The organism is Micromonospora sp. WMMD1219 (genome assembly GCF_049315215.1).
In the GTDB taxonomy this organism is placed as follows: Bacteria; Actinomycetota; Actinomycetes; order Mycobacteriales; family Micromonosporaceae; genus Micromonospora; species Micromonospora tulbaghiae.
Window position 1 is genome coordinate 2871828 of sequence record NZ_CP186057.1, and the last position, 26641, is coordinate 2898468.

At 72.5% G+C, this 26641-nt stretch carries 23 protein-coding genes; 20 read left to right on the top strand and 3 right to left on the bottom strand.

Features of this window, described 5'->3' with window-relative positions; all coding sequences use genetic code 11:
- The first annotated feature begins 35 nt into the window (after window positions 1–35).
- The 5 genes from thrB (at window position 36) to prfA (ending at window position 8686) form a co-directional block, all read left to right on the top strand.
- Entirely contained in the window at window positions 36–938 is a 903-nt protein-coding gene (gene thrB / locus ACN27C_RS13825; RefSeq protein ID WP_121685744.1) for a homoserine kinase, read from the top strand.
- Between the two features lie 335 nt (window positions 939–1273).
- Complete coding sequence (gene rho / locus ACN27C_RS13830; RefSeq protein ID WP_422751305.1) at window positions 1274–3355, top strand: transcription termination factor Rho; 2082 nt, start codon at window positions 1274–1276, stop codon at window positions 3353–3355.
- Window positions 3356–3496: 141 nt separating this feature from the next.
- The gene (locus ACN27C_RS13835; protein WP_422751306.1) at window positions 3497–6928 is read left to right on the top strand and encodes a phosphodiester glycosidase family protein; all 3432 of its coding nucleotides are present in this window, start codon (window positions 3497–3499) and stop codon (window positions 6926–6928) included.
- A gap of 356 nt (window positions 6929–7284) precedes the next feature.
- A complete protein-coding gene (gene rpmE / locus ACN27C_RS13840; protein WP_013288272.1) occupies window positions 7285–7509 on the top strand; it encodes a 50S ribosomal protein L31 in 225 nt (74 codons plus the stop codon).
- An 88-nt stretch (window positions 7510–7597) separates the two neighbouring features.
- Complete coding sequence (gene prfA, locus ACN27C_RS13845; RefSeq protein WP_120573346.1) at window positions 7598–8686, top strand: peptide chain release factor 1; 1089 nt, start codon at window positions 7598–7600, stop codon at window positions 8684–8686.
- An 81-nt stretch (window positions 8687–8767) separates the two neighbouring features.
- Here the strand turns inward: prfA and ACN27C_RS13850 are convergent, their stop codons facing one another.
- Window positions 8768–10321, bottom strand: a complete 1554-nt coding sequence (locus ACN27C_RS13850; protein WP_422751307.1) for a GGDEF domain-containing protein — start codon at window positions 10319–10321, stop codon at window positions 8768–8770.
- 130 nt (window positions 10322–10451) lie between these two features.
- On the opposite strand from ACN27C_RS13850, the gene prmC reads away from it, so the two are divergent.
- The 4 genes from prmC (at window position 10452) to ACN27C_RS13870 (ending at window position 14819) form a co-directional block, all read left to right on the top strand.
- Window positions 10452–11342, top strand: a complete 891-nt coding sequence (gene prmC, locus ACN27C_RS13855) for a peptide chain release factor N(5)-glutamine methyltransferase (protein WP_422751623.1) — start codon at window positions 10452–10454, stop codon at window positions 11340–11342.
- Window positions 11342–11986, top strand: a complete 645-nt coding sequence (locus ACN27C_RS13860) for an L-threonylcarbamoyladenylate synthase (protein ID WP_047893553.1) — start codon at window positions 11342–11344, stop codon at window positions 11984–11986. The genes prmC and ACN27C_RS13860 overlap by 1 nt, the downstream gene beginning before the upstream one ends.
- Window positions 11987–12598 (top strand): phosphotyrosine protein phosphatase, encoded by a 612-nt coding sequence (locus ACN27C_RS13865; RefSeq protein ID WP_047893554.1) that lies wholly within the window; start codon window positions 11987–11989, stop codon window positions 12596–12598.
- A 112-nt stretch (window positions 12599–12710) separates the two neighbouring features.
- Window positions 12711–14819, top strand: coding sequence for a transglycosylase domain-containing protein (locus ACN27C_RS13870; protein ID WP_422751308.1), 2109 nt, complete (start codon window positions 12711–12713; stop codon window positions 14817–14819).
- Window positions 14820–14822: 3 nt separating this feature from the next.
- On the opposite strand, the gene ACN27C_RS13875 is transcribed toward ACN27C_RS13870, so the two are convergent.
- Window positions 14823–15449: a TetR/AcrR family transcriptional regulator gene (locus ACN27C_RS13875; RefSeq protein ID WP_422751309.1), complete on the bottom strand. Its 627-nt coding sequence runs from the start codon at window positions 15447–15449 to the stop codon at window positions 14823–14825.
- Window positions 15450–15510: 61 nt separating this feature from the next.
- On the opposite strand from ACN27C_RS13875, the gene ACN27C_RS13880 reads away from it, so the two are divergent.
- Window positions 15511–16353 carry an SDR family NAD(P)-dependent oxidoreductase gene (locus tag ACN27C_RS13880; protein WP_422751310.1) on the top strand — a complete coding sequence of 281 codons (843 nt, stop codon included), beginning with the start codon at window positions 15511–15513 and terminating at the stop codon, window positions 16351–16353.
- Here ACN27C_RS13880 and ACN27C_RS13885 read toward each other — a convergent pair.
- The gene (locus ACN27C_RS13885; RefSeq protein WP_422751311.1) at window positions 16350–17816 is read right to left on the bottom strand and encodes an SDR family oxidoreductase; all 1467 of its coding nucleotides are present in this window, start codon (window positions 17814–17816) and stop codon (window positions 16350–16352) included. The two genes, ACN27C_RS13880 and ACN27C_RS13885, sit on opposite strands and share 4 nt — an antisense overlap.
- 35 nt (window positions 17817–17851) lie before the next feature.
- Here ACN27C_RS13885 and glyA point away from each other — a divergent pair, with 35 nt between their 5' ends.
- From glyA to atpD, 10 genes are all read left to right on the top strand, one after another.
- Entirely contained in the window at window positions 17852–19141 is a 1290-nt protein-coding gene (glyA, locus tag ACN27C_RS13890; protein ID WP_199733116.1) for a serine hydroxymethyltransferase, read from the top strand.
- Window positions 19134–19565: a hypothetical protein gene (locus ACN27C_RS13895; protein ID WP_357896779.1), complete on the top strand. Its 432-nt coding sequence runs from the start codon at window positions 19134–19136 to the stop codon at window positions 19563–19565. Before glyA ends, ACN27C_RS13895 begins: the two co-directional genes overlap by 8 nt.
- 174 nt (window positions 19566–19739) lie before the next feature.
- Window positions 19740–19976, top strand: a complete 237-nt coding sequence (locus tag ACN27C_RS13900; RefSeq protein WP_091423295.1) for an AtpZ/AtpI family protein — start codon at window positions 19740–19742, stop codon at window positions 19974–19976.
- 11 nt (window positions 19977–19987) lie between these two features.
- Window positions 19988–20785 (top strand): F0F1 ATP synthase subunit A, encoded by a 798-nt coding sequence (gene atpB / locus ACN27C_RS13905; protein ID WP_121684030.1) that lies wholly within the window; start codon window positions 19988–19990, stop codon window positions 20783–20785.
- Window positions 20786–20855: 70 nt separating this feature from the next.
- Complete coding sequence (locus ACN27C_RS13910; protein WP_091422600.1) at window positions 20856–21083, top strand: ATP synthase F0 subunit C; 228 nt, start codon at window positions 20856–20858, stop codon at window positions 21081–21083.
- Window positions 21084–21112: 29 nt separating this feature from the next.
- Window positions 21113–21652, top strand: coding sequence for a F0F1 ATP synthase subunit B (locus tag ACN27C_RS13915; protein ID WP_422751312.1), 540 nt, complete (start codon window positions 21113–21115; stop codon window positions 21650–21652).
- Window positions 21652–22473, top strand: coding sequence for a F0F1 ATP synthase subunit delta (locus ACN27C_RS13920; RefSeq protein ID WP_422751313.1), 822 nt, complete (start codon window positions 21652–21654; stop codon window positions 22471–22473). The genes ACN27C_RS13915 and ACN27C_RS13920 overlap by 1 nt, the downstream gene beginning before the upstream one ends.
- An 85-nt stretch (window positions 22474–22558) precedes the next feature.
- The gene (atpA, locus tag ACN27C_RS13925) at window positions 22559–24211 is read left to right on the top strand and encodes a F0F1 ATP synthase subunit alpha (protein ID WP_393158634.1); all 1653 of its coding nucleotides are present in this window, start codon (window positions 22559–22561) and stop codon (window positions 24209–24211) included.
- 4 nt (window positions 24212–24215) lie between these two features.
- A complete protein-coding gene (locus ACN27C_RS13930) occupies window positions 24216–25145 on the top strand; it encodes a F0F1 ATP synthase subunit gamma (protein ID WP_120573382.1) in 930 nt (309 codons plus the stop codon).
- Window positions 25145–26590: a F0F1 ATP synthase subunit beta gene (gene atpD, locus ACN27C_RS13935; protein ID WP_120573383.1), complete on the top strand. Its 1446-nt coding sequence runs from the start codon at window positions 25145–25147 to the stop codon at window positions 26588–26590. The genes ACN27C_RS13930 and atpD overlap by 1 nt, the downstream gene beginning before the upstream one ends.
- Window positions 26591–26641: the final 51 nt, after the last annotated feature.

The window sequence follows — 26641 nt, forward strand, 5'->3', positions numbered from 1 at the left end:
GCCGGGCTGTCGGGGTGACGTCCTAGCATGAGCCGGTGCCGACCACATTCACCCCCGGCCCGGTGCGGGTCCGGGTGCCCGCGACCAGCGCCAACCTGGGCCCCGGCTTCGACGCGCTCGGTCTGGCCCTCGGCCGCCACGACGACGTCACGGCCGAGGTGACGGACGGCGGCGTACGGGTTTCGGTCACCGGCGAGGGCGCCGGCGAGCTGCCGTCGGACGAGCGGCACCTGATCGTCACCGCCATGCGGGCCACGTTCGACGCGCTCGGCGCGCAGCCGGCCGGCCTGGCGCTGGAGTGCGTCAACCGCATCCCGCAGGCCCGGGGGCTCGGCTCGTCGTCGGCGGCGATCGTGGCCGGGGTGCTGGCGGCCCGCGCGCTGGTGGCCGACGGCGAGCAGCGGCTGGACGGCGACGCCGCGCTGCGGCTGGCGGCCGAGCTGGAGGGGCATCCGGACAACGTCGCGCCCTGCCTGCTGGGCGGCTTCACCATCGCCTGGACGGAACCGGGCGGCGCGCGGGCGGTCTCGCTGCCGGTGGCGCCGGCGGTGCGCCCGACCGTCTTCGTGCCCGCCGAGCGGGGCCTGACCTCGGTGGCCCGGGCGGCGTTGCCGGCCACCGTGCCGCACGCCGACGCGGCGTTCAACGCGGGCCGTGCGGCCCTGCTGGTGCACGCGCTGACCGCGGATCCCGGGCTGCTGCTGCCCGCCACCGTCGACCGGTTGCACCAGGAGCAGCGGGCGCCGGGGATGCCGGCCACGGCAGGGCTGGTCGGTGCGCTGCGCGAGGCCGGTGTGGCGGCTGTGGTCAGTGGGGCGGGTCCGACGGTGCTGGCGCTCTCCGAGGTCCCGGCCGGATTCCAGGCGGGAACAGATTGGCGCCGGTGGGAGTTGCCGATAGATGTCAGCGGTGCCCGGGTCATCCGGGGTAGACTTTGACACGCCGAGCGGGGCCCTGTTGCCGCAGGTCGGACGAGGCGATTACGCTCTAGACCTAGCACAGCCGCGAAGCATGCGATCTTCCTGCGGTTCGGCGCACCCCCGAAGCTCTCGGCGGTAGCCCGTCACCCCTGCTCAAGGCCCACGCCGCGCCGCAGTTTCCACAGGTCGCCGCAGACGGCGAGACCTGCTCACCGATGGTGGTGAGTCGGGAAACCACCGGCTGCTGTGTCACAGACTCCCGCGACGCGTCATGCGAGGCGGGTGCACCGAGGCCGCCCGGCCACCTGGTTCCACGACTCCGGGCAGCCCGGCCTATCGAGGGAAGGAATCCATTGAGCGACACCACCGACGTGACGTCGGATGTTTCCAACGTCGCTGGCGATGCCACCACCGCCGCCCCCACGCGCCGCCGGCGGAGCGGCACCGGTCTGTCGGCGATGCTGCTGCCGGAGCTCCAGAGCCTGGCCGCGTCGCTCGGCATCTCTGGTACCGCTCGCATGCGCAAGGGCGAGCTGATCAGTGCCATCACCGAGCGGCAGCAGGGCGGCGCCGCGGCCGGAACCCCTCGACCGCGTGCCGAGGTGGCGGCTGCGTCCGCTCCCGCCCGTGAGGAGGTGCACGCGGAGGTCCGTGAGGAGCGGGCCGAGGCACGCCCCGCCGAGCAGGCGCCGGCCGCCGAGGTGACCGAGGGTCGTACCCGTGGTCGCCGCAGCCGGGCCGCCGCCGCTACCACCGAGGCGCGACCGGCGGAGACGCCGGCGGCCGAGGCGCGGCCGGTCGAGACGGCGCGCGCCGAGGAGGCGCCCGCCGAGACCGGCGACCGGGCCGAGCGCGGTGAGCGCAACGAGGGCCGGGGCCGTGAGCGCGGCGAGCGCGGCGGTGACCGTGCCGAGCGTGGCGGCGAGCGGACCGACCGTGGCGAGCGGGCCGAGCGCGGCGAGCGCAACGACCGTGGTGACCGCAACGACCGTGGTGACCGCGCCGAGCGTGGTGACCGGGCCGAGCGGAGCGACCGCAACGAGCGGGCCGACCGGGGCGAGCGCGCCGAGCGCAACGACCGTAACGACCGCGGTGACCGGGGCGGCGACCGCAACGACCGCAACGACCGGGGTGACCGCAACGACCGTGGTCAGCGCGCCGAGCGGGACAACGACGGCGACGACGACGGCGAGGGCGGCGGCCGGCGGGGCCGGCGCAGCCGGTTCCGGGACCGTCGTCGCGGCCGCGGCGAGCGGGGCGAGGGCGACAGCGGTGGCGGCCGCGAGCCGCAGGTCGGCGAGGACGACGTGCTCGTCCCGGTCGCCGGCATCATCGACGTGCTCGACAACTACGCCTTCGTCCGGACCACCGGCTACCTGGCCGGTCCGAACGACGTGTACGTCTCGATGTCCCAGATCAAGAAGTACGGCCTGCGCCGCGGTGACGCGATCACCGGCGCCGTGCGGGCCGCGCGGGACGGCGAGCAGCGGCGCGACAAGTACAACCCGCTGGTCCGGCTGGACACCATCAACGGGATGGAGCCGGACGAGGCGAAGCGCCGGCCGGAGTTCTACAAGCTCACCCCGCTCTACCCGCAGGAGCGCCTGCGGCTGGAGACCGAGCCGCACATCCTCACCACCCGGGTGATCGACCTGGTCATGCCGATCGGCAAGGGCCAGCGGGCGCTCATCGTGTCGCCGCCGAAGGCCGGCAAGACGATGGTGCTGCAGGCGATCGCGAACGCGATCACCCGCAACAACCCGGAGTGCCACCTGATGGTGGTGCTGGTGGACGAGCGGCCGGAAGAGGTCACCGACATGCAGCGGTCGGTGAAGGGCGAGGTCATCGCGGCCACGTTCGACCGTCCGCCGCAGGACCACACCACCGTCGCCGAGCTGGCGATCGAGCGGGCGAAGCGCCTGGTCGAGCTGGGGCACGACGTGGTCGTGCTGCTCGACTCGGTGACCCGGCTCGGGCGGTCGTACAACCTGGCGGCGCCGGCCAGCGGCCGGATCATGTCGGGTGGTATCGACTCCACCGCGCTCTACCCGCCCAAGCGCTTCCTCGGCGCGGCGCGCAACATCGAGAACGGCGGTTCGCTGACCATTCTCGCCACCGCGCTGGTGGAGACCGGTTCCATGGCGGACACGGTCATCTTCGAGGAGTTCAAGGGCACGGGTAACGCCGAGCTGAAGCTGGACCGGAAGATCGCCGACAAGCGGGTCTTCCCGGCGATCGACATCAACCCCTCCGGCACCCGCAAGGAGGAGGTCCTGCTCGCGCCGGAGGAGCTGGCGATCATCCACAAGCTCCGCAAGGTGCTGCACTCGCTGGACTCGCAGGCGGCGCTCGACCTCCTGCTGGACCGGCTCAAGCAGTCCCGCACCAACATCGAGTTCCTGATGCAGATCGCGAAGTCCACTCCGGGCGAGTGAGCTGACGGATCCGTCGAACGAGGGGCACGGCCGCACCGGCCGTGCCCCTCGTCGCGTACCGGGCGGCCGGCCGTGAAGTTTTTCTACGGTTAAGCCGAGAGGTATTGAAACTTCTGTTCACCGTCGGGTTGACTGTCGTCCATGCGAACCCGCAGTCGTCGACCCGCCCACCTCGCCGGCGTCCTGCTGCTGACGCCGTTGCTGACCCTCACCGCGCCGGCACCGACCGCCGCCACCGCCGCGCCGTCGGCTGTCGCGCCGTCGGCCGCCACCGCCGCCGAGGACGCGCCACGCGCCTCGTCCCGTCCCGACTCCGCCGTCGCGCTCGCCGGTGTGGAGCCGGCCGGCGGCCTGGAGACCGCCAAGACCACCCGGCCGGTCGCGCCCGGCCTCGACCTGACCTCCTTCGACAGGTACGACGCGGCCGGCTGGCTGCGCGCCGACGCCCTCACCGCCGACCTGGCCGGCGGGCTGACAGTGGACTACGTGAACTCCGGCGAGGTCACGAAGGACGAGCCGCTGCGCGCCGCGGTCGACCGGTCCCGTGCCGTCGCGGCGGTGAACGGCGACTTCTTCGACATCAACAACTCCGGCGCCGCCCAGGGCGTCGGCGTCCGCTCCGGCGAGCTGGTGCAGTCGCCGGTGGCCGGGCACCCGAACGCCGTCGGGATCAGCGCCCAGGGCATCGGCCGGGTGGTCCAGGTCGGCTTCGAGGGCACCGCGACGCTGCCCGCCGGGCCGGTGCCGCTGACCCAGTTCAACAACATGGTGCAGCGCGACGGCGTGGGCGTGTTCACGCCGCTCTGGGGGTCGTACACCCGCAAGCGGGCGGTGGAGGGCGCGGCCCGGACGGTCGAGGTGACGGTGACCGGCGGCCGGGTGGCAAGCGTGGCCACCACGGCGGGCGAGGGGCCGATCCCGGCCGGCAGCACCGTGCTGCTCGGCCGCGAGGCCGGCGCCGACGCGCTCGCCGCGCTGCGTCCCGGCGACGCGGTGGACCTGACCTGGCGGCCGCGGGCCTCCGACGGCGGCGACCTGCGCGCCGCGGTCGGCGGCGGCAACGTGCTCGTGCGCGACGGCGTGGTGCAGGCCGTCGCCGACGAGTCGCTGGCGCCGCGTACGGCTGTCGGCTTCTCCGCCGACGGCCGCAAGATGATCATGCTGACGGTGGACGGCCGGCAGGTGGACAGCCGGGGCGTCACCCAGACCGAGATGGGCCGCATGATGGCCGAGCTGGGCGCCGCCAACGCGCTCAACCTCGACGGCGGCGGCTCCTCCACGCTGCTGGCCCGGGAGCCGGGCGCGGCCACGGTCCAGGTGGAGAACAGCCCGTCCGACGGCAGCGAACGGCCGGTGCCCAACGGGCTCGCCGTCTACGCCCCGAAGGGCAGCGGCCGGCTCACCGGCTACTGGCTGGAGACCGCCAGCGACCCGACCGCCGCACCCGGCGTCGCGCCGGTGCGCGGCGGCCGGCCGGACCGGGTCTTCCCCGGCCTCACCCGCCGGCTCACCGCCGCCGGATACGACGAGACGTACGGCCCGGCCGCGGGCGAGCCGCGCTGGCACGCCACCCACGGCCGGGTGGACGGCGACGGCGTGTTCCGGGCCGCCGTCCCCGGCCGCAGCACCGTCACGGCCGCCCGCGGCCGGGCCCGGGGCACGATCGAGCTGACAGTGCTCGGGCCGCTGGCGCGCATCGACGGCACCGTCGACCGGGTCGGCCTGGACCGGGCCGGTGACAGCGGCCTGTTCGGCGTGGTCGGCTACGACGCCGAGGGCAACACCGCGCCGATCGAGCCGGCCGACCTGACGCTGGAGTACGACAGCGACCTGCTCTCCGTCACCCCCACCGCCGACGGCAACCTGTCCGTCAAGGCGCTCGCCGCGACCGGCTCGGCGCTGGTCACCGCGCGGGTCGGCAACCGCACCACGGTCATGCCGGTGACCGTCGGGCTCACCGACGTGCCGGTGGCCGGGTTCGACGACGCCGCGTCCTGGAAGTTCAGCCAGGCCCGCGCCTCCGGGTCGGTCGCACCGGCCGACGGGCACACCGGCGGCGGGCTGCGGATGTCGTACGACTTCAGCCAGTCCACCGGCACCCGGGCCGCGTACGCCGACCCGCCCGCCTGGATCGACGTCCCCGGCCAGCCGCAGGCGTTCGGTATGTGGATCAAGGCGAACGGCACCGGCGAGTGGCCCAGCCTGCACCTGCACGACGCACAGGACACCCAGTTCGTGCTGCGCGGCCCGTACCTGGACTGGACCGGCTGGAAGTACGTCGAGTTCGCCGTACCGCCGGGCGTGCAGTACCCGGTGCGGGTGCGCCGGTTCTACGTCGCCGAGACCGACCCGGCCAAGCAGTACCGCAGCGAGGTCGTGATCGACGACCTGGTGGCCCGGGTGCCGCCGGACGTGCAGGCGCCGCCGGAGCCGAACCGCACCGACCGGGTGGTGGTGCGCGACGGCACTGTGGACGGGGCGCCCTGGCGCTTCGCGGTGCTCTCCGACGCCCAGTTCGTCGCCGCGAACCCGGACAGCGACCTGGTCGCCCAGGCCCGCCGTACGCTGCGCGAGGTCCGCGCCGCCCGGCCGGACTTCCTGATCATCAACGGCGACTTCGTGGACACCGCCTACCCGGCGGACTTCGCCCTGGCCAAGCGCATCCTGGACGAGGAACTGGACGGCCAGGTGCCGTACCACTACGTGCCTGGCAACCACGAGATCATGGGCGCGCCGATCGACAACTTCCGCAGCGTCTTCGGGGACACCTCGCGCGTCTTCGACCACCGGGGCACCCGGTTCCTCACGCTCAGCACCGCCACCGGCTCCCTGCGCGGAGGCGGGTTCGACCAGGTGGAGCTGCTGCGCCGGACGCTCGACCAGGCCGCCGCCGACCGCTCGGTCGGTTCGGTGGCGGTGCTCTTCCACCACCCGCCGCGCGACCCGAGCCCGGCCAAGGCGAGCCAGCTCGGCGACCGCAAGGAGGCGGCACTGGTCGAGCAGTGGCTGGCCGACTTCCAGCACCGCACCGGCAAGGGCGCGCTGATGGTCAACGGTCACGTCGGCACGTTCCACGCCGACCGGGTGGACGGCGTGCCGTACGTGATCAACGGCAACTCGGGCAAGGACCCGTCCACCCCGGCGGCGCTCGGCGGGTTCACCGGCTGGACCGAGTTCGGCGTGGACCCGGTGACGCCGGGGGAGGCCGAGCGTGCCCGCCGTGACCCGCTGGCCGAGGGCCCGCGGTGGGTGAGCGCGGAGATGCACGCCCACGTCGACCGGCTCGCGGTGACCGCCCCCGCGCAGGTGTCCCGGCGTACGCCGGCCGACGTCACGGCCACGCTCACCCAGCCCAGCGGCCGGCAGGTGCCGGTGGCCGCGCCGGTCAGCGCCGACTGGTCCGGCTCGCCGAACCTGCACATCGGCGGCGCCGCGGGCGTACGTCCCTGGCACGCCGCCCGATTCGACCCGCTGACCGGCAAACTGACCGCCCTGCGCCCCGGCGCCCAGGTCCAGCTGACTGTGACGGTGAACGGAGTGAAGGCCGAGGCCCAGATGACCACCACCCCGTAACCCCCGGGCCCTGCCCCCGCCCCGCCCCGGCCTTCGCCCACCTGGCTCTCGCCTCGGTGATCATGAAGTTGACCTGGACAAAAGCGACAGGAAATGCCGCTAACTTCATGATCGCCGGGGCAGACCGGGCGCGGGTCGGCCCGGCGCCCCGGGCAGGTGGGGGAGTGGGTGGGGTGGGGGTGGGAATGCTGACGGGTGGGCCGGCGTTGGGGGTGGCGGACCTCCTGTGCCGGGTGGAAGACGCCCGTGGCAGACTGGTCAATCGGCCACCGGTTCCGGTTCACGCCCGAGCCCGTCGTGACGACGGGGAGCACTGACGGCGACCCGGCGACCACCGACGAAAGGACCGAGGCGACATGAAGCCCAACATCCACCCGGAGTACGTGACCACCGAGGTCCGCTGCTCCTGCGGCAACACGTTCACGACCCGCAGCACCGCCAAGGGCGGCGCCATCAGCGTCGAGACCTGCAGCGCCTGCCACCCGTTCTACACCGGTAAGCAGCGCGTGCTGGACACCGCCGGCCGGGTCGCGAAGTTCCAGCAGAAGTACGCCAAGGTTCAGGCCAAGAAGGCCAAGTAGCTCCGTCGACGACGCCCGTGTCCGGCTCCTGCCGGGCACGGGCGTTCGTCCGTTTGTGCCGGTTCCACTTCCAAGGAGCATCCGCAGCATGAGCAGTGAGCGCCTGGCCGCCCTCCTCGACGAGTACGCCGAGCTGGAGCGGCGGCTGGCCGACCCGGCCATCCACGCCGACCAGGGCACCGCCCGGCGGGTCGGCCGTCGGTACGCCGAACTGGTCCCGCTGCACAAGGCGGCCGGCGAGCTGGAGCAGGCCCGCGCCGACCTGACCGCCGCCCGGGAGCTGGCCGCCGAGGACGCGACGTTCGCCGCCGAGGCGGACAGCATCGCCGCGTCCCTGCCGGCGCTGGAGGAACGGCTCGCGGAACTGCTCATCCCGCGCGACCCGCACGACGCCAAGGACGTGATCGTCGAGATCAAGGCCGGCGAGGGCGGCGAGGAGTCCGCGCTGTTCGCGGGCGACCTGCTGCGGATGTACACCCGGTACGCCGAGCGGCACGGCTGGGTTACCGAGGTGATCGACGCGCAGGACTCCGACCTGGGTGGCGTCAAGGACGTCTCCCTGGCGATCAAGAGCAAGGGCGTCCCGGAGGGCGGCAACGGCGTCTGGTCCCGGCTCAAGTGGGAGGGCGGCGTGCACCGGGTGCAGCGCGTCCCGGTCACCGAGTCGCAGGGCCGCATCCACACCAGCGCCGCCGGCGTGCTGGTGCTGCCCGAGGCGGAGGACGTCGACGTCACCATCGACCCGAACGAGCTGCGCATCGACGTGTTCCGCTCGTCCGGCCCCGGTGGGCAGTCGGTGAACACGACCGACTCGGCGGTCCGGATCACGCACGTGCCGACCGGCATCGTGGTCTCCTGCCAGAACGAGAAGTCGCAGCTGCAGAACCGGGAGCAGGCCATGCGCATCCTGCGCGCCCGGCTGCTCGCCGCCGCCCAGGAGCAGGCGGACGCCGCGGCGTCGGACGCCCGCAAGGCGCAGGTCCGCACCGTGGACCGGTCCGAGCGGATCCGCACCTACAACTTCCCGCAGAACCGGATCACCGACCACCGCATCGGCTACACCGCGTACAACCTCGACCTGGCGCTGGCCGGCGAGCTGGACGGGGTGCTCGACGCGCTGGCCGAGGCGGACCGCGCGGCCCGGCTGGCCGGCGAGACCGAGCTGTCCCGCCGCTGACCCGGCGCGGCACCGCGCGAAGGCCGCGCCGCCCGCACGGCTCGCAGGGGGATCCGCGAAGGCAACCCCGCGGGTACGGCCTCAGCTCGCCCGCAACCGTGCCTTGGCGCGCAGCATCTCCCGGTCGGCCAGCTCGAACGCGGCGCCCAGTGCCTCCCGGACACTCACAGTGGTGCTGCCGTCGACCTCGGCGAAGCCGATCGTCACCCCGACCGGCGTGCCCGGCACCAGGGACTCCCAGTCCTCGGTGCGGACGGCCGCCTCGATCCGGCGGGCCACCTCGACGGCCTCCGGCATGACGGTGTCGGGCAGCACCACGACGAACTCGTCGCCGCCGTAGCGGGCCACGAAGTCGCCCCGCCGCATCACCCGGTTGATCACCCCGGCGACCCGTTGCAGCACCAGGTCGCCGGAGTGGTGGCCGTGCCGGGTGTTCACCGCCTTGAACCCGTCGAGGTCGCAGACGCCGATCACCACCCGCTCGCCCCGGGACACCACGGCGCCCAGGTAGCGCTCCAGACGGCGCCGGTTGGGCAGGCCGGTGAGCGGGTCGGTGAGCGCCTCGCCCTCGTACCGGGCCGCCTCGCGGCGCATCTCCTCGTGGTCGATCCGGGCGGCGATGCCGTCGATGTAGACGTCCCGCAGCCGGTCGCTGCGCCGCGCCGCCAGCCGGAACGCGTGCCGGTCGGCCCGGTGCGCGCCGGCGTGGTCACCGGCCCGGGCCAGCGCGACGCTGCGCAGCCGGGGCGCCTCGGCCGCGCCGAGCGTCTCGTCGGAGACCCGCAGCGAGTCCAGCCGGGTGACCGCCTCGATCGGGCGGCCGGCGGCCACCGCGAGGCAGACCTGACCGAGCTGGCGCAGGTCGCGGGCGCGGGCGCTGTCCCCGCCGTGGCCGAGCAGCCGGGTCGGGTCGGCGTCCCCGGCGGACTCCACCCGGTCGCCGAGCGCGGCCCGGCGGGCGGCGGCGTAGCCGTACGCGGCCAGGCTGCTCGGGCGCAGGTTGCCGGCGCCCCCGCCCCGCAGGAACCGGGCCAGGTCACCGGCGACGTCGCGCAGCACCCGCAGGCACCCGTCGCTGTCGCCGTTGTGGTCGAGCGCGACCGCGTTGCGCAGCCGGATCCCGGGGGCGGCGAACGTCTCCTCGGGGATGCCGACGCTGAGCCCGACCTCCCGGGCCCGTTCGATCGCGCCCAGCGCGTGGCCGTGGAAGCTGAGGTACGAGTACGCCATCGCCAGGTCGTGCCAGCCCCAGGCGGTGTCCCGGTCGGGGGAGTCGTCGGCGCTGAGCGCGCGGGCGGCCCGGACCAGGTGCATCACGCACCTGTCCAGCGCGCCCTGGTGGTGGGCGGCGAGCGCGGCCAGCGCGTTGAGGTGCCCGTGCAGGTAGGGCTCGGTCAGGTCGCGTACGGCGGCGGAGGCGTCCTCGACGGCACGGGTGAACTCGGCGGTGCGGCCGAGATTGATCAGCGCGGACAGGCGTTGCACCAGCGCGTCGGCGCGGGCGTACGGGTCGTCGGTGGTGCGGATGACGCGGTCGAGCAGGGCGCACGCCTCCGCGGACCGGCTGGCCTCCTGCAGTGACCGAGCGCGGCGGAGAGCGTCAACCTGGTCCTCGACCTGGTCGAGCCAGCCCACTCGCGACCTCCCTGCGGTGTGCGCCCGGACGCACCCGCTCGTGAGGTGGGCCGCGACGCCTCATGATTATTGCGTGACCGCACTCCCGCAACACCCGTCCGAAGGGACAGAACGCGAACGCCCCTCGCTGGTGATCACCCGGGTGGCGCGCGCGCTCGCGGCGGCCGGCGTCGAGGCGCCCCGCGCCGAGGCCGAGCAGCTCGCCGCGTACGTCCTGGAAGTGCCGCGTGGCCGGCTGGCGCTCGCCGACGGCTTCACCCCGGCGCAGCGCGACCGCCTGGACGCGCTCGTCGGGCGGCGGGTGACGCGCGAGCCGTTGCAGCACCTGCTCGGCTCGGCCGGTTTCCGGCACCTGGAGCTGGCCGTCGGGCCGGGCGTGTTCGTGCCCCGGCCGGAAACGGAACTGCTGGCCGGCTGGGGGATCGAGCGGGTCCGGGAGTACGCCGCGCCGCTCGTGGTCGACCTGTGCAGCGGTTCCGGCGCGATCGCACTCGCGGTCGCGCAGGAGGTGCCGGCGGCCCGGGTGGTGGCGGTGGAACGGTCTCCGGCCGCGCTGGCGTGGCTGCGGCGCAACGCGGCCGGCCGGGCCGCCGCCGGGGACCGGCCGATCGAGGTGGTGGCCGCCGACGTGACCGATCCGGACCTGCTGGCCGACCTGGCCGGACGGGTCGACGTGCTGCTCTGCAACCCGCCGTACGTGCCGAGGTCGGTGGCGGTGCCGCCGGAGGTGGCCGGGCACGACCCGGACGAGGCGGTGTTCGGCGGCGCGGACGGGCTGGACGTGATCCGGCCGGTGGTCGGCCGGGCCGCCGTGCTGCTGCGCCCGGGCGGCGCGATCGGCATCGAGCACGACGACACGCACGCGGCGGCGGTGCCGGCGCTGCTGCGTGGCGACGGCCGCTACGACCGGGTCGCGGAACACCGGGACCTGGCCGGGCGGCCCCGCTTTGCGAGCGCGTCCCGGCGGGCGGACGGCACCCACGCCGACCCGGCCCCGGCGTGGCAGACTGACTCCTCGTGATGCTCTACGACTGTCGGTCGCCCGCCGACCGGGACCGCGGCATCGCCGCTGCCGTCGAGGCGGTCAAGAACGGTGAACTCGTCGTCCTGCCGACCGACACGGTCTACGGCATCGGGGCGGACGCCTTCACCCCGTACGCGGTGAAGGCCCTGGCGGACACCAAGGGTGGCGCCCGGCAGGCGCCCCCGGTGCTCATCGGTTCCCGGCACACGCTCGACGGCCTGGTCTTCTCGCTGCCCGGCGCGGCCCGCGACCTGGTCGAGGCGTTCTGGCCCGGTGCGCTGACCATCGTGGTGGAGCACTCGCCGAGCCTGGCCTGGGACCTGGGCGACAACAGCGGCACGGTGGCGGTGCGGATGCCGCTGCACCCGGTGGCGCTGGAGGTGCTGCGGGAGACCGGCCCGATGGCCGTCGCGTCGGCCAACAAGATCGGCCAGCCCGCCGCGCTCACCGCCGAGGAGGCACGCGACCAGCTCGGCTACGGCGTCCGGGCGTACCTGGAGGCCGGGCCGGCGGTGGACCCGGTGCCGAGCACCATCGTCGACCTGACCGGCGACGTGCCGCGGGTGCTGCGCGAGGGCGCGGTGACGCTGGCGAAGCTGCGGGAGGTCGTGCCGGACATCCTCGACGAGCGGGGGGTCTGAGTGCCGCCCTTCACCGTCCTGCACGTCTGCATGGGCAACATCTGCCGGTCGCCGATGGCCGAGCGGCTGCTGCTGCTCGCGGTCCGGGAGCGGTTGGCCCGCCTCGACGTCGACCCGGCCGGGTCGGACGCGCTCGTGCACAGCCACAGCGCCGGCACCGGCGGCTGGCACGCGGGCGAGGAGATGAACCCGCCCGCCGCCCGGCAGGTGCTCTCGCGCGGCGGCGACACCGAGGGGTTCGCCGCCCGGCGGCTGCGCTCCGACCTGATCGACGCAGCCGACCTGGTGCTCACCGCGACCGCCGACCAGCAGGAGTACGTGGTGGCGCTGCGGCCGGACGCCGCCGCGCGCACGTTCGTGCTCGGTGAGTTCGGCCGCCTGCTCGGCGGGCTGGACCGGTCCGCCCTGCCGCCGGCCGAGCCGACGCCGGACGCCGTGTTCGCGCGCGGTGTCGCGCTGGTGGCGGCCGCCGACGCGGCCCGGCAGAACGCCTCCGCGCTGCCCACCGACGATCTGGACGACCCGTGGGGCCGGGGCGACCAGTGCTTCAGCCGGGTCGCGGACGAGATCGAGGAGACGGTGCAGCCGCTGGCTGCCGCGCTGCTGCCCTGAGATTCATCCTTCCTCGCGAACTTCCTGCGCATTTCGCGGAAGATGTCGGCGAAAGCGAGCAATCCGGTCATTCTGAACGGGTCCGTACGGCCGGCTCCTGCGGGGAGAGCTGATGAACCGGGCCTATCTCGACAAGCTGTTCACCGTTGTGCTCGCCGGCGTGCTCGCCGGACTGGCCCTGGCCGCCGCCGCGCTGCCGGCCGCGCTGGTCTTCGGGCTGGGCGTGAAGAACCTGATGCCGTACACGGTGCTGCCGGAGGCGCTCAAGACGCCGCAGCCGGCGCAGCGCTCCAACCTGTACGCCAACGACGGGCGGACGCTGATCACCTCGTTCTACGTCGAGGACCGCGTGGACGTGCCGGTCGCCGAGGTGGCGCCGGTGATGCGCGAGGCGATCGTGGCCGCCGAGGACGTGCGCTTCTACGAGCACCACGGCGTCGACGTGCGCGGCGTGGCACGGGCGTTCACGGCCAACCGCCGCGAGGGCACCCGTCAGGGCGCCTCCACGCTGACCATGCAGTACGTGCGCAACGCGCTGGCCGGTGACCCCCGGCTGACCGAGGAGCAGCGCGCCGCCGCCACCGAGATCACCGTCGGACGCAAGATCCGCGAGATGCGGTACGCGCTGACGCTGGAACGGCAGATCGGCAAGGACGAGATCCTCGGGCGCTACCTGAACATCGCGTACTTCGGCGCCGGGGCGTACGGCATCGCCGCCGCCAGCAAGCGATACTTCTCCACCACGCCGGACCGGCTCACGCTCGCCCAGGCCGCGCTGCTCGCCGGGCTGGTCCGGTCCCCGGCCGACGACCCGATCAACGGGGAGGCCGACTCGGCGCTGCAACGCCGGGCGTACGTGCTGGACCGGATGGTGGAGACCGGCCGGGTGAACGCGGCCGACGCGGAGGCGGCGAAGGCCACGGAACTGGCGCTGGAGCCCAACACCACGCCGAACGACTGCGCCGCCGTGCCCGCCGACCACAACGACTGGGGCTTCTTCTGCGACTGGTTCACCCAGTGGTGGAACGCCCAGCCGGCGTTCGGCGAGAACGTCGACGAGCGGCAGCGGACGTTGCGCCGCGGCGGCTGGAAGATCGTGTCGTCGCTCGACCCGGACGTGCAGGCCAAGGCGAGCGAGCAGGTGCGGGAGATCTACCCGGAGACGATCGCGCGGGCGGCGCCGACCGCCGTGGTGCAGCCGGGCACCGGCCGGGTGCTGGCCATGGCGGTGAACCGCACCTACGGCACGACGGCCAACCCGGACGGGCAGCAGAACTACCCGAACACGGTCAACCAGCTGGTGGCCGGCGGTGGCGGCATCACCGGCTACCAGGCGGGCTCCACGTTCAAGCTGTTCGCGTTGCTGGCCGCGCTGGAGTCGGGGCTGCCGCTGGACACGGAGTTCGACGCCCCGCCCGTCTACGTGACGCAGTACCCGGTCGGCGCCGGCCCGGCGAGCTGCGGCGGCCGGTGGTGCCCGGCGAACGCCAACACCTACTGGATGGACGGCGACCGGGACATGTGGGACGCGTTCGGCCGGTCGGTGAACACGTACTTCGCGTGGCTGACCGAGCGCGTCGGCGCGGACCGGGTGGTCGAGATGGCCCAGCGGCTGGGCATCGTGTTCCGCGCACCGGCCGACGCGAAGATGGCCCGCGAGGGCGCCAAGAGCTGGGGACCGTTCACTCTCGGCGTCTCCGCCACCACGCCGCTGGACCTGGCCGGCGCGTACGCCGCGGTGGCCGCCGAGGGCACCTGGTGCCGGCCCACGCCGGTCACCTCGATCACCGATCCGGCCGGCCGGAAGGTGGCCGCCGGGAACACCGACTGCCGGCAGGTGCTCGACACCGAGGTCGCCCGCGCGGCGGCCGACGCCAGCCGCTGCCCGGTCGGCGACCAGTCCATGTACCGGCGCTGCGACGGTGGCACGGCCGAGGAGCTGGCCCCTGGTCTGCGCCGGCCGGTGGCGGGCAAGACCGGAAGCTCGGAGCGGAACGCCACCGAGACGGTCGTCGCGTTCACGCCGCAGTTGTCGGTGGCGACGATCGCCGCGAACCCGGACGACCCCCGGGACGCGGTCGGCGGCGGTGTGCAGAAGCGGCAGATCGCCGCCGTGGGCCGCATCCTCGCGTGGTCGCTGCGCGACGAGCCGGTACGCGACTTCGTCCCGCCCGGTCAGGCCGTGGCCTTCCAGCACACCAGCCCCCGAACCGGCAACTGAGAGTCAGCTCGTCGGCCTGCCGTACCGCGCGACCATGGTCCGGACGGCTTCTTCGACGACCGCGGTGGTGCGGGCAGGGTTCACCGTCCAGTCCGGGAGCAGAAGGCGCGGCCAGAACAGGTAGTTGGAGATCATCCCGAGGAAGTGCGTGGCGGCCATCTCCGGGTCGGCGATGTCTGCGGCTCCCGCCTCGTGCTCGGCCACGAGGTAGATCCGGACGGACTCGAAGTACGGCAGTTTGCCCTGGGCGAAGTGTGCTCGGGCCAGTTCGGGAAAGCGTGGCAGTTCGGCGATCACGATGCGGAACAGGTCGGTCATCTCCGGCCGGCTCAGGAGCGTCGCGTATTGCCTCCCGAGAACCGTCAGGCCGGCCGTCAGGTCACCGGCGGGCGGTACGTCGGCGACGTCCTTCTCGGCCCAGGAGTCGATGACGATGGCATCGAACAGTGCCGCCTTCGTCGGGAACTGCTTGAACAGGGTCGCCTTCGACACGCCGGCACTGTCGGCGATGCGCGCCAGTGACGCCCGGTCGTAGCCCAGCTCCAGGAAGAGCTCGGTGGCGGCCCGGACGATCAGCGCGCGCTTCTCCTGGGCCACGCGCTGGTGATAGGCCGACGGCGCTGGGGTCATCCGCCCATCATAGCGAGGTGAGTGGGTTGACTCACCATCTGCCGGGGCGTATCTTCGGGTGGTGAGTCGCTCGACTCACCACCCGGCCCGGGTGGTCGTCCCGTACGTACTGGAGGATCCGATGTCCCGCTTCGCCGATCAGACCGTTCTCGTCACCGGCGGCACCGGCGGGCAGGGGGCCAGCCACGTTCGCGCCCTGCACGCCGAAGGCGCCAACGTCGTCATCGGTGGCATCAACGCCGAGCGTGGCGCCGGCCTCGCCGCCGAGCTCGGACACCGGGCCCTCTCCGTCCGCCTGGACGTCTCCCGGGAGGAGTCGTGGGCCGCCGCCGTCGCGGAGACCGAGAAGGCCTTCGGCGCGCTCACGGTCCTGGTCAACAACGCCGGAGTGCAGAACCCGCCGGCCCTCATCGAGTCCACCGACCGGGCCACGTGGGCCCGCATCCTCGACGTCAACCTCACCGGCACGTTCCTCGGCATCAAGGCAGCCGCCCCGGCGCTGCGGCGCGCCGGGGGAGGAACGATCGTCAACATCGGCTCCACCATGGGCATCGGCGGTACCGCCTTCTACGCGCCCTACGTCGCCGGCAAGTGGGCGGTCCGAGGGCTCACCCGGACCGCCGCCCTCGAACTGGGCCGCGACAACATCCGCGTCAACGCGATCCACCCCGGCGTGGTCGACACTCCGTTCATCACCGAGCCGGCGGCCGGCAGTGACGCCCCGATCGCCGACTTCTACTCGCCCGAGCCGTACGCCGTCCCGCGCCTCGGGCAGCCCGCCGACGTCACCGCGCTGCTGTTGTTCCTCGTGTCGCCGGAGGCGGCCTTCATCACCGGCGCCGAGTACGTCATCGACGGAGGGCTGCTCCTCGGCCCCGCACTGCAGGGCAGCTCTTCGTCCTAACCGGCCGGGTGTTCGGCGCCCCGGGCGATGTTGCGGGCCATGCCGCCGAAGACGACCGCGTGGAACGGGGCCACCGAGGCCCAGTAGAGGTGACCGGGCAGCCCGCGCGGGAGGAACACGGCGCGCTGGACGTAGCGGCTGCGCCCGTCCCCGTCCGGCTCGGCGCGCATCTCCAGCCAGGCCCGCCCGGGCAGCCGCATCTCCGCGCGCAGCCGCAGCAACTCGCCCGGGACGATCTCCTCGACCCGCCAGAAGTCCAGCGCCTCGCCCACCTGGAGCCGGTGCGGGTCGCGCCGGCCCCGCCGTAGCCCGACGCCGCCGATCAGGCGGTCCATCCAGCCGCGCACCGACCAGGCCAGCGGGAACGAGTACCAGCCGTTCTCGCCGCCGACGCCCTCGATGACCCGCCACAACGCCGCCGGTGGCGCGTCCACCGTCCGTTCCCGCAGATCCGTGTACGCGGTGCCGCCGGACCAGCGCGGGTCCGACGGCAGCGGCTCGGCGGGCGCGTCCGGCCCGCTCGCGTTCGACCAGCGCGTCTCCACCTGCGCGTCGCGCACCTTCGACAGCGCCAGCGCGACCGCCTGGTCGAAGCCGGTCAGGCCGTCCGGCGGGTCCGGCACGTACCGGGCGATGTCGTGCTCGTGCGCCACCGCCTCGTGCACCAGGCTCTCCACCAGCGGCCGGGCGATCGCGTTCGGCACCGGCGTGATCAGGCCGACCCAGTGCGAGGAGAGCGACGGGGTGAGCGGGCGGACCGGCAGGATGACCCGCGGCCGCAGCCCGGCCACCCGGGCGTAGCGCTGCATCATCTCGGTGAACGTCAGCACGTCCGGGCCGCCGATGTCGAAGGCCCGGTTGACGTCGGCCGGCAGGTGCGCGCACCCGGCCAGGTAGCGCAGCACGTCCCGGACCGCGATCGGCTGGATCCGGTTGCGCACCCAGCGCGGGGTGACCATCGCCGGGAGTCGCTCGGTCAGGTAGCGGAGCATCTCGAACGAGGCCGAACCGGACCCGATGATCACGGCGGCGCGCAGCACCGCTGTGGGCACGCCGCTGTCCAGCAGGATCCGCGCGACCTCCGCCCGGGAGCGCAGGTGCGCCGAGGGCAGGCCGTCGCGCTCCGCCGGCTCCGGCCCGCCGAGATACACGATCCGGCGTACGCCCGCGGCGCGCGCCGCCTCGGCGAAGTTCGTCGCCGCCTCCCGGTCGGCCGCCTCGAAACCCCGTTGGCCCAGCGAGTGGACCAGGTAGTACGCCACCTCGATGCCCGCGAACACGGCCGGCAACGTCTCCGGCCGCCGCAGGTCGCCCTCGACGATGTCCGCCTCGGCCGCCCACGGCACGTCCCGCAGCCGCCCGGCGGTGCGGGCCAGGCAGCGTACGGTGTGCCCCTCGGCCAGCAGCCGGGGCGCGAGGCGTCCGCCGATGTAGCCGGTAGCACCGGTGACGAGGCATCTCACGGCCTCCAGTGTGCGGCTCCGTAGACTCCTTCGCTGTGGAGAACGCGAGGGACACCTTCTGGGGACCGGACTTCCAGCAGCTCAGTGCCGTCGACCCGGAGATCGCCGAGGTGGTGCTGGGTGAGCTGGACCGGTTGCGCGGCGGCCTGCAACTGATCGCCAGCGAGAACCTCACCTCGCCCGCGGTGCTGGCCGCGCTGGGTTCCACGCTCACCAACAAGTACGCCGAGGGCTACCCGGGACGGCGCTACTACGGCGGCTGTGCCGAGGTGGACCGGGCCGAGGAACTGGCCGTCTCCCGGGCGAAGGAACTGTTCGGCGCCGAGCACGCGAACGTCCAGCCGCACTCCGGGGCGAGCGCCAACCTGGCCGCGTACGCCGCACTGGTGCAGCCGGGTGACACGGTGCTGGCCATGGACCTGCCGCACGGCGGGCACCTGACCCACGGCAGCCGGGTGAACTTCTCCGGCAAGTGGTTCCACCCGGTCGGCTACACCGTCCGGCGGGACACCGGGACGATCGACTACGACGAGGTACGCGACCTGGCCCGCGCGCACCGGCCGAAGATGATCATCTGCGGCGCGACCGCGTACCCGCGCCTGATCGACTTCGCCCGCTTCCGGGAGATCGCCGACGAGGTCGACGCGTACCTGATGGTGGACGCCGCCCACTTCGTCGGCCTGGTGGCCGGCGGTGCGATCCCCTCCCCGGTGCCGTACGCCGACGTGGTCACCGCGACCACCCACAAGGTGCTGCGCGGCCCGCGCGGCGGCATGATCCTCTGCCGGGAGCCGCTGGCGGCCCGGATCGACAAGGCGGTCTTCCCGTTCACCCAGGGCGGCCCGCTGATGCACGCCGTCGCGGCCAAGGCGGTCGCGCTGCGCGAGGCCGCGCAGCCGGAGTTCCGCACGTACGCGGCCCAGGTGGTCACCAACGCCCGCGCGCTCGCCGACGGTCTGGCCGCGGAGGGGCTGCCGCCGGTCTCCGGCGGCACCGACACCCACCTGGCGCTGCTCGACCTGCGCGAGACCGGCGTGACCGGCGCGCAGGCCGAGGCCCGCTGCGACGCCGCCGGCATCACGCTCAACAAGAACGCGATCCCGTACGATCCGCAGCCGCCGGCGGTGGCCTCCGGCATCCGGGTGGGCTCGCCGAGCGTCACCACCCAGGGCATGCGCGAGGGGGAGATGCGCCGGATCGCCACGTTGATCGGGCGGGCGGTGCGGACCGATCCGGAGTCTGCCGGGGGCGGCGACGAACTGGCCCGGATCTCCGCCGACGTGACCGCGCTGGTCACCGAGTTCCCGGCGTACCCCCGTGGCTGAGCCCGGGACGCGCGCGGCGGAGGAGACCGCGGACCACGGCTGGCGACTGCGCCATCTGCCGGTGCTGCTGGCCGCGGTGGCGGTGCTCGCCGCCGTCGCGGCGGTGGCCGGCGGGGTGTGGCGCGGCGCGGACGGCGCGCTCGGCGCGGCGGCCGGGGTGGCCGTCACGGCGGCGAGCTACACGCTCACCACTGTGGTCCTGGCCTGGGCGGACTCCAAGGATCCGCAGCTCGTGCTGCCGTTCGGGCTGGGCCTCTACGTCGCCAAGATCACCGCGCTCGGCGGGGTGATGGTGCTGGTCGCCTCGACCGGCTGGCCGGGGCTGATCCCGTTCGCTGTCGGCATCGCCGCGGGCGTCGTGGTGTGGACCGGCGTGCACGTCTGGTGGCTGACCACGGTCCACGCCCGACGGATGCCGCGCTGAGCCGTCCCACCCTTCGGGCGACGCGTTGTTCTGTCCGCGATCGGTCATTCTCTCAGTGGCGGGGGAGGAGTACCGTGCCTCCAGACGACTTCGCCCGCCCGTGTCCCACACAACCAGGTTGTGCGGGGGGTGAGGCACAGCCTCTTCTGCTCGACTGATATCGTTCGCCCCGTCATGGCCGGTGACCAGAAACCCCCCGACACTGGCGGCCCGGGCGACGTTCCGTCCGGTGCCGGTCAGGGTTGGACCGCGCTCTCATACCTCATCGGGGGCATGCTCGTCTGGGGTTTCATCGGCTGGCTGGTCGACCGTTGGCTCGACACCGGCGGCGTCGCCACCGGTATCGGGGTCGTGCTCGGCATGGCCGGGGGGATCATCCTGGTCGTCCGCCGACTGGGCACGCCTACTTAGGAAGGGACGCGGTGTTCGGACAGGCGAACGTCCTGGCTCAGGGCCAGGCGGAATTCCCACCCAGTGTGGGGGACTTCTACCTGCCCAGCATCCTGCCCTGGGGTGCGGAGAACTCGTACTGGTTCACCAAGATCACGGCGATGGTGTGGATCGCCGTCGGTATCTTGATCATCTTCTTCCTGGCCACGTACCGGAAGCCGCAGCTCGTCCCCACCAAGAAGCAGTGGTTCGCCGAGTCGATCTACGGCTTCGTGCGCAACAACATCGCGGTGGACATGATCGGGCACGCGGGAGTGCGGTTCGCGCCGTACTTCACCACGCTCTTCTGCTTCATCCTGCTGACGAACTTCTTCGCCATCGTGCCGTTCTTCCAGATCTCGCCGAACTCGCACATCGCGTTCCCGGCCATCCTCGCCGTGATCAGCTACGTGATGTTCATCTGGGTCGGCATCCGGCACCACGGCTTCGTGAAGTACGTCAAGGCCTCTCTGGTTCCGCCGGCGCCCTGGTACATCCTGCCGCTGCTGATCCCGATCGAGTTCTTCTCGACGTTCCTGGTCCGGCCGTTCTCGCTGGCCGTCCGTCTCTTCGCGAACATGTTCGCCGGCCACATGCTCCTGCTGGTCTTCACGCTCGGCGGGTTCGCCATGCTCAGCGCCAACGTCTGGCTGGCACCGGTCTCGGTGCTGTCCTGGGTGATGACGATCGCGCTGACCTTCCTCGAGTTCCTGGTGATCTGTCTGCAGGCGTACGTCTTCACGGTGCTGACCGCCAGCTACGTGCAGGGCGCCCTCGCCGACGAGCACTGATCCGATCTTTCGCACCAACCGTTGTCGTCCCGCGTGACCGTCACGCGTGATAACCAGGAGGAACCAACCAATGGACATCTACGCCGCGGTAGAGGGCAGCACCGCCGCCATCGGCTACGGTCTCGCGGCCATCGGCCCGGGCATCGGCGTGGGCCTGGTCTTCTCGGCCTACATCCAGTCGACCGCCCGCCAGCCGGAGTCGTCCCGGATGACCCTTCCGTACGTCTGGATCGGCTTCGCCGTCATCGAGGCGCTGGCGCTGCTGGGCATCGCCTTCGGCTTCATCTGGGCCGGCTGAACCAGCCCCTTTGACCGGGAGGTTTTCCCATGTACTTCCTCGCCGCTGAGGGTGGTGAGACGACCCACAACCCGATCCTTCCTGTCTGGCAGGAGATCGTGGTCGGGCTGGTCGCCTTCGGTGTCCTCTGCTTCGTGCTGATGAAGTTCGTCTTCCCGCGCATGGAGCAGACGTTCCAGGCCCGGGTGGACGCGATCGAGGGCGGCATCAAGCGCGCCGAGGCCGCGCAGGCCGAGGCGAACCAGCTGCTCGAGCAGTACCGGGCCCAGCTCGCGGAGGCGCGTACCGACGCCGCCAAGATCCGCGACGACGCCCGGGCCGACGCCGAGGGCATCCGCCAGGACATCCTCGCCAAGGCGCGCGAGGAGTCCGACCGGATCATCGCCGCCGGCAAGGAGCAGCTCGCCGCGGAGCGGGCCACCGTCGTGCGTGAGCTGCGCACCGAGGTCGGCACCATCGCGGTGGACCTGGCGAGCAAGATCGTCGGTGAGTCGCTGGCCGACGAGGCGCGCCGCAAGGGCACCGTCGACCGGTTCCTGAGCGGTCTCGAGAGCACGGGGGCCCGCTGATGCAGGCCGCCAGCCGGGAGTCGTACTCCGCCGGGGCCGAGCGCCTCGACGCGTACGCCCGCGGCGCGGAGCCGTCGGCGGTGACCTCCACCGCCGACGACATCCTCTCCGTCGCCGCCCTGCTGCGGCGCGAGCCGCGGCTGCGCCGGGCGCTGTCCGACCCGGCGCGTTCGGGTGAGGACCGCGCCGCTCTGCTCACCGGGATCCTGGGCGGCAAGGTCGGCGCGGACGCGCTCGACCTGCTGACCACGCTGGTCTCCGGTCGCTGGTCGGCCCCGTCGGAGCTGCTCGACGGCGTCGAGCGGCTCGGCGTGGAGGCGCTCCTGGCGAGCGCCGACTCGACCGGCGAGCTGGGCGAGGTCGAGGACGAGCTGTTCCGCTTCGGGCAGGTCGTCTCGGGCTCCGGCGAGCTGTCCAACACGCTCTCCGACCCGATGGCCACCGTCGAGCGGCGGGCCGAACTGGCCCGGCAGCTGCTCGCCGGCAAGGCCCGGCCGGTCACCGTCCGCCTCGTCGAGGCCGCGCTCGCCGGCTTCGGGGGACGCTCCTTCACCGGTGCGCTCACCCGGCTGGTCGAGCTGGCCGCCGACCGGCGGGACCGTCAGGTCGCGTACGTGACAGTGGCGGCTCCGCTGAACGACGAGGAGGAGCGACGCCTCGGCGCCCGCCTCTCCCAGATGTACGGTCGGGAGGTGTCCGTCAAGCAGACGGTCGACCCCGACGTGCTCGGCGGAGTGCGCGTACGGGTCGGATCCGACCTGTACGACGGGACCGTCCTGCGCCGCCTCAACGAGACCCGCAACGCGCTCGCGAAGCGCTGACCAGCGTCTTAGCAGCCCTGATTCGACGCCATCGGACCGGTCGGTACTAGGTATCCCGGGCCCCTGATACTTAAGGAAGCAGAGGATGGCCGAGCTGACCATCTCGACGGAGGAGATCCGCGGCGCCCTGGAGCGCTACGTCTCCTCCTACACGGCCGACGTCTCCCGCGAGGAGGTCGGCACCGTCGCCGACGCCGGTGACGGCATCGCCCACGTCGAGGGTCTCCCCTCGACCATGACCAACGAGCTCCTGGAGTTCGAGGACGGCACGCTCGGCGTGGCGCTGAACCTCGACGTCCGGGAGATCGGTGTCGTCGTCCTCGGTGACTTCGGCGGGATCGAAGAGGGTCAGCGCGTCAAGCGCACCGGCCGGGTGCTCTCCGTGCCGATCGGGGACGCGTTCCTCGGCCGCGTGGTGAACGCGCTGGGCGAGCCGATCGACGGCCTCGGCGACATCGCCAACGAGGGCTTCCGCGAGCTGGAGCTCCAGGCCCCGAACGTGATGTCCCGCAAGTCGGTCGACGAGCCGCTCCAGACCGGCATCAAGGCCGTCGACGCGATGACCCCGATCGGCCGCGGCCAGCGCCAGCTGATCATCGGTGACCGCAAGACCGGCAAGACCACTGTCGCCCTGGACACCATCCTCAACCAGCGCGAGAACTGGCGCTCCGGCGACCCGAAGAAGCAGGTCCGCTGCATCTACGTCGCGATCGGCCAGAAGGCCTCCACCATCGCCTCCATCAAGGGGACGCTGGAGGAGGCGGGCGCGATGGAGTACACCACCATCGTCGCCTCGCCGGCCTCCGACCCGGCCGGCTTCAAGTACCTCGCCCCCTACACCGGCTCGTCCATCGGACAGCACTGGATGTACGGCGGCAAGCACGTCCTGATCGTCTTCGACGACCTGAGCAAGCAGGCCGAGGCGTACCGTGCCGTGTCGCTGCTGCTGCGCCGCCCGCCGGGCCGTGAGGCCTACCCGGGTGACGTCTTCTACCTGCACTCGCGTCTGCTGGAGCGCTGCGCCAAGCTCTCCGACGAGCTGGGCGGCGGCTCGATGACCGGTCTGCCGATCATCGAGACCAAGGCGAATGACATCTCGGCGTTCATCCCGACCAACGTCATCTCCATCACCGACGGCCAGATCTTCCTGGAGACCGACCTGTTCAACCAGGGCGTCCGGCCGGCCATCAACGTCGGCACCTCGGTCTCCCGGGTCGGTGGCGCCGCGCAGGTGAAGCCGATGAAGAAGGTCGCCGGCTCGCTGCGGCTGAACCTGGCCCAGTTCCGCGAGCTGGAGGCGTTCGCCGCCTTCGCCTCCGACCTGGACCGGGCCTCCCGGGCCCAGCTGGACCGCGGTTCCCGCCTGGTCGAGCTGCTCAAGCAGCCGAACTACTCGCCGTACCCGGTGCAGGAGCAGGTCGTCTCCGTCTGGGCCGGCACCGAGGGCAAGCTCGACGACGTCCCGGTCGGCGAGGTCCGCCGCTTCGAGTCCGAGTTCCTCCAGTACCTCCGGCACAAGCACGAGGGCGTCCTGGCCGGGATCGCGGACAACAAGTGGGACGACGACATCATCTCCTCGCTCGACTCCGCGATCGCCGAGTTCAAGCAGGTCTTCCTGGGCAAGGAGGACGAGGTCCGGGTCAACGACGCGCCGGCCAAGCCGCTGGAGGGCGAGGAGACCCGCGAGACGGTGACCCGCTTCCGCGACGGCAGCACCGACCGCCCGGCCGAGAGCTGATCCGATGGCCGCCCAGGTACGCGTTCTCCGGCAGCGGATCCGTTCCGCCAAGGGGATGAAGAAGATCACCAAGGCGATGGAGCTCGTCGCGACGAGCCGCATCGCCAAGGCCCAGGCCAAGGTGGCGGCCTCGCTGCCGTACGCCGAGGCGATCACCGGCGTGCTGACGGCGCTGGCCTCGAACGCGCGGATCGACCACCCGCTGCTCACCCCGCGCGAGCGGGTGCGGCGGGCGGGCGTCCTGCTGGTCACCGCCGACCGGGGCCTGGCCGGCGGTTACAGCTCGAACGCGATCCGGACCGCCGAGTCGCTGATCGCCCGCCTGCGCGCCGACGGCAAGGAGCCCGTGCTCTACGTCATCGGCCGCAAGGGCGTGGCGTTCTACCGGTTCCGCAACCGGCAGATCGCCGCCAGCTGGACGGGCTTCTCCGAGCAGCCGACGTTCGAGGACGCCCGCGAGGTCGGTGAGACGCTGATCAAGGCGTTCACCGCGGGCGCGGACGACACGGACAACGACGCCGGCGCCGACGGGATCCTCGGCGTGGACGAGCTGCACATCGTCTACACCGAGTTCAAGTCCCTGATGACGCAGAACCCGGTGACCCGGATCGTCGGTCCGATGCAGGTCGAGGACCGGCCCCGGTCCGAGGGCCTGCTGCCGGCGTACGAGTTCGAGCCGGAGCCGGAGTCGCTGCTCGACGCCCTGCTGCCGAAGTACATCAACACGCGGATCTTCGCGGCGTTGCTGGAGTCGGCGGCCAGTGAGTCGGCCGCCCGTCGGCGGGCGATGAAGAGCGCCACCGACAACGCCGAAGAGATGATCGAGAAGTACACGCGTGAGATGAACTCGGCCCGTCAGGCCGGCATCACCCAGGAGATCAGTGAGATCGTCGGCGGCGCGAACGCGCTGGCCGCGTCGGGAAGTGAAGTGTGATGACTGTAACCGCAGTTGAGACCAAGACGGCCACGGGTCGCGTGGTCCGGGTCATCGGCCCGGTCGTCGACGCCGAGTTCCCGCGCGACGCCATGCCGGAGCTGTTCAACGCCCTGCACGTCAACGTGACGCTCTCCGGCGGCGAGAAGACGCTGACCCTGGAGGTCGCCCAGCACCTGGGTGACAACCTGGTCCGCGCCATCTCGATGCAGCCGACCGACGGCCTGGTTCGCGGCACCGAGGTGCGCGACACGGGCGCGCCGATCAGCGTGCCGGTTGGCGACGCGGTCAAGGGCCACGTGTTCAACGCGATCGGCGAGTGCCTCAACCTCACCGAGGGCGAGACCATCCAGGCCGACGACCGGTGGGGCATCCACCGCAAGGCCCCGGCCTTCGCCGACCTGGAGCCGAAGACCGAGATGCTGGAGACCGGCATCAAGGTCATCGACCTGCTCGCCCCGTACGTCAAGGGCGGCAAGATCGGCCTGTTCGGCGGTGCCGGCGTGGGCAAGACGGTGCTCATCCAGGAGATGATCACCCGTGTGGCCCGGAACTTCGGTGGTACCTCGGTCTTCGCCGGCGTGGGTGAGCGCACCCGCGAGGGCAACGACCTCATCGCCGAGATGACCGAGTCGGGCGTCATCGACAAGACCGCGCTGGTCTACGGCCAGATGGACGAGCCGCCGGGCACCCGCCTGCGGGTCGCCCTGTCCGCGCTGACCATGGCGGAGTACTTCCGTGACGTGAAGAAGCAGGAGGTGCTGCTCTTCATCGACAACATCTTCCGCTTCACCCAGGCCGGTTCCGAGGTCTCCACGCTGCTCGGCCGTATGCCGAGCGCCGTGGGTTACCAGCCGACCCTGGCCGACGAGATGGGCGAGCTCCAGGAGCGGATCACCTCCGTCCGGGGCCAGGCCATCACCTCGATGCAGGCGATCTACGTGCCCGCCGACGACTACACCGACCCGGCGCCGGCCACCACGTTCGCCCACCTCGACGCGACCACCAACCTGGAGCGGTCGATCTCCGACAAGGGCATCTACCCGGCCGTGGACCCGCTGGCGTCCTCGTCCCGGATCCTCGCCCCGGAGTTCGTCGGCGAGGAGCACTTCGCCGTCGCCACCGAGGTGAAGCGGATCCTGCAGCGCTACAAGGACCTGCAGGACATCATCGCCATCCTCGGTATCGAGGAGCTCTCCGAGGAGGACAAGCTCACCGTCGGCCGCGCCCGCCGGATCGAGCGGTTCCTCTCGCAGAACACGTACGCGGCGGAGCAGTTCACCGGCGTGCCCGGCTCGACGGTCCCGATCGCCGAGACCATCGACGCCTTCCGCCGGATCAGCGAGGGGGAGTTCGACCACTTCCCGGAGCAGGCGTTCTTCATGTGCGGCGGCCTGGACGACCTTCGGGCCAAGGCCAAGGAGCTGATGGGCGAGGAGGGCTGAGAGCCCGCTCACACCCACGAGGGCCGTCCCGGCGAAAGCCGGGGCGGCCTT

Bases quoted from the DNA above. Each gene is read 5' to 3' on its own strand.
- ACN27C_RS13835 (WP_422751306.1), top strand. From the start codon at position 3,497: ATGCGAACCCGCAGTCGTCGACCCGCCCACCTCGCCGGCGTCCTGCTG.
- rpmE (WP_013288272.1), top strand. From the start codon at position 7,285: ATGAAGCCCAACATCCACCCGGAGTACGTGACCACCGAGGTCCGCTGC.
- prfA (WP_120573346.1), top strand. From the start codon at position 7,598: ATGAGCAGTGAGCGCCTGGCCGCCCTCCTCGACGAGTACGCCGAGCTG.
- ACN27C_RS13860 (WP_047893553.1), top strand. From the start codon at position 11,342: ATGCTCTACGACTGTCGGTCGCCCGCCGACCGGGACCGCGGCATCGCC.
- ACN27C_RS13870 (WP_422751308.1), top strand. From the start codon at position 12,711: ATGAACCGGGCCTATCTCGACAAGCTGTTCACCGTTGTGCTCGCCGGC.
- ACN27C_RS13875 (WP_422751309.1), bottom strand. From the start codon at position 15,449: ATGACCCCAGCGCCGTCGGCCTATCACCAGCGCGTGGCCCAGGAGAAG.
- ACN27C_RS13900 (WP_091423295.1), top strand. From the start codon at position 19,740: ATGGCCGGTGACCAGAAACCCCCCGACACTGGCGGCCCGGGCGACGTT.
- ACN27C_RS13910 (WP_091422600.1), top strand. From the start codon at position 20,856: ATGGACATCTACGCCGCGGTAGAGGGCAGCACCGCCGCCATCGGCTAC.
- ACN27C_RS13915 (WP_422751312.1), top strand. From the start codon at position 21,113: ATGTACTTCCTCGCCGCTGAGGGTGGTGAGACGACCCACAACCCGATC.
- ACN27C_RS13920 (WP_422751313.1), top strand. From the start codon at position 21,652: ATGCAGGCCGCCAGCCGGGAGTCGTACTCCGCCGGGGCCGAGCGCCTC.
- atpA (WP_393158634.1), top strand. From the start codon at position 22,559: ATGGCCGAGCTGACCATCTCGACGGAGGAGATCCGCGGCGCCCTGGAG.
- ACN27C_RS13930 (WP_120573382.1), top strand. From the start codon at position 24,216: ATGGCCGCCCAGGTACGCGTTCTCCGGCAGCGGATCCGTTCCGCCAAG.
- atpD (WP_120573383.1), top strand. From the start codon at position 25,145: ATGACTGTAACCGCAGTTGAGACCAAGACGGCCACGGGTCGCGTGGTC.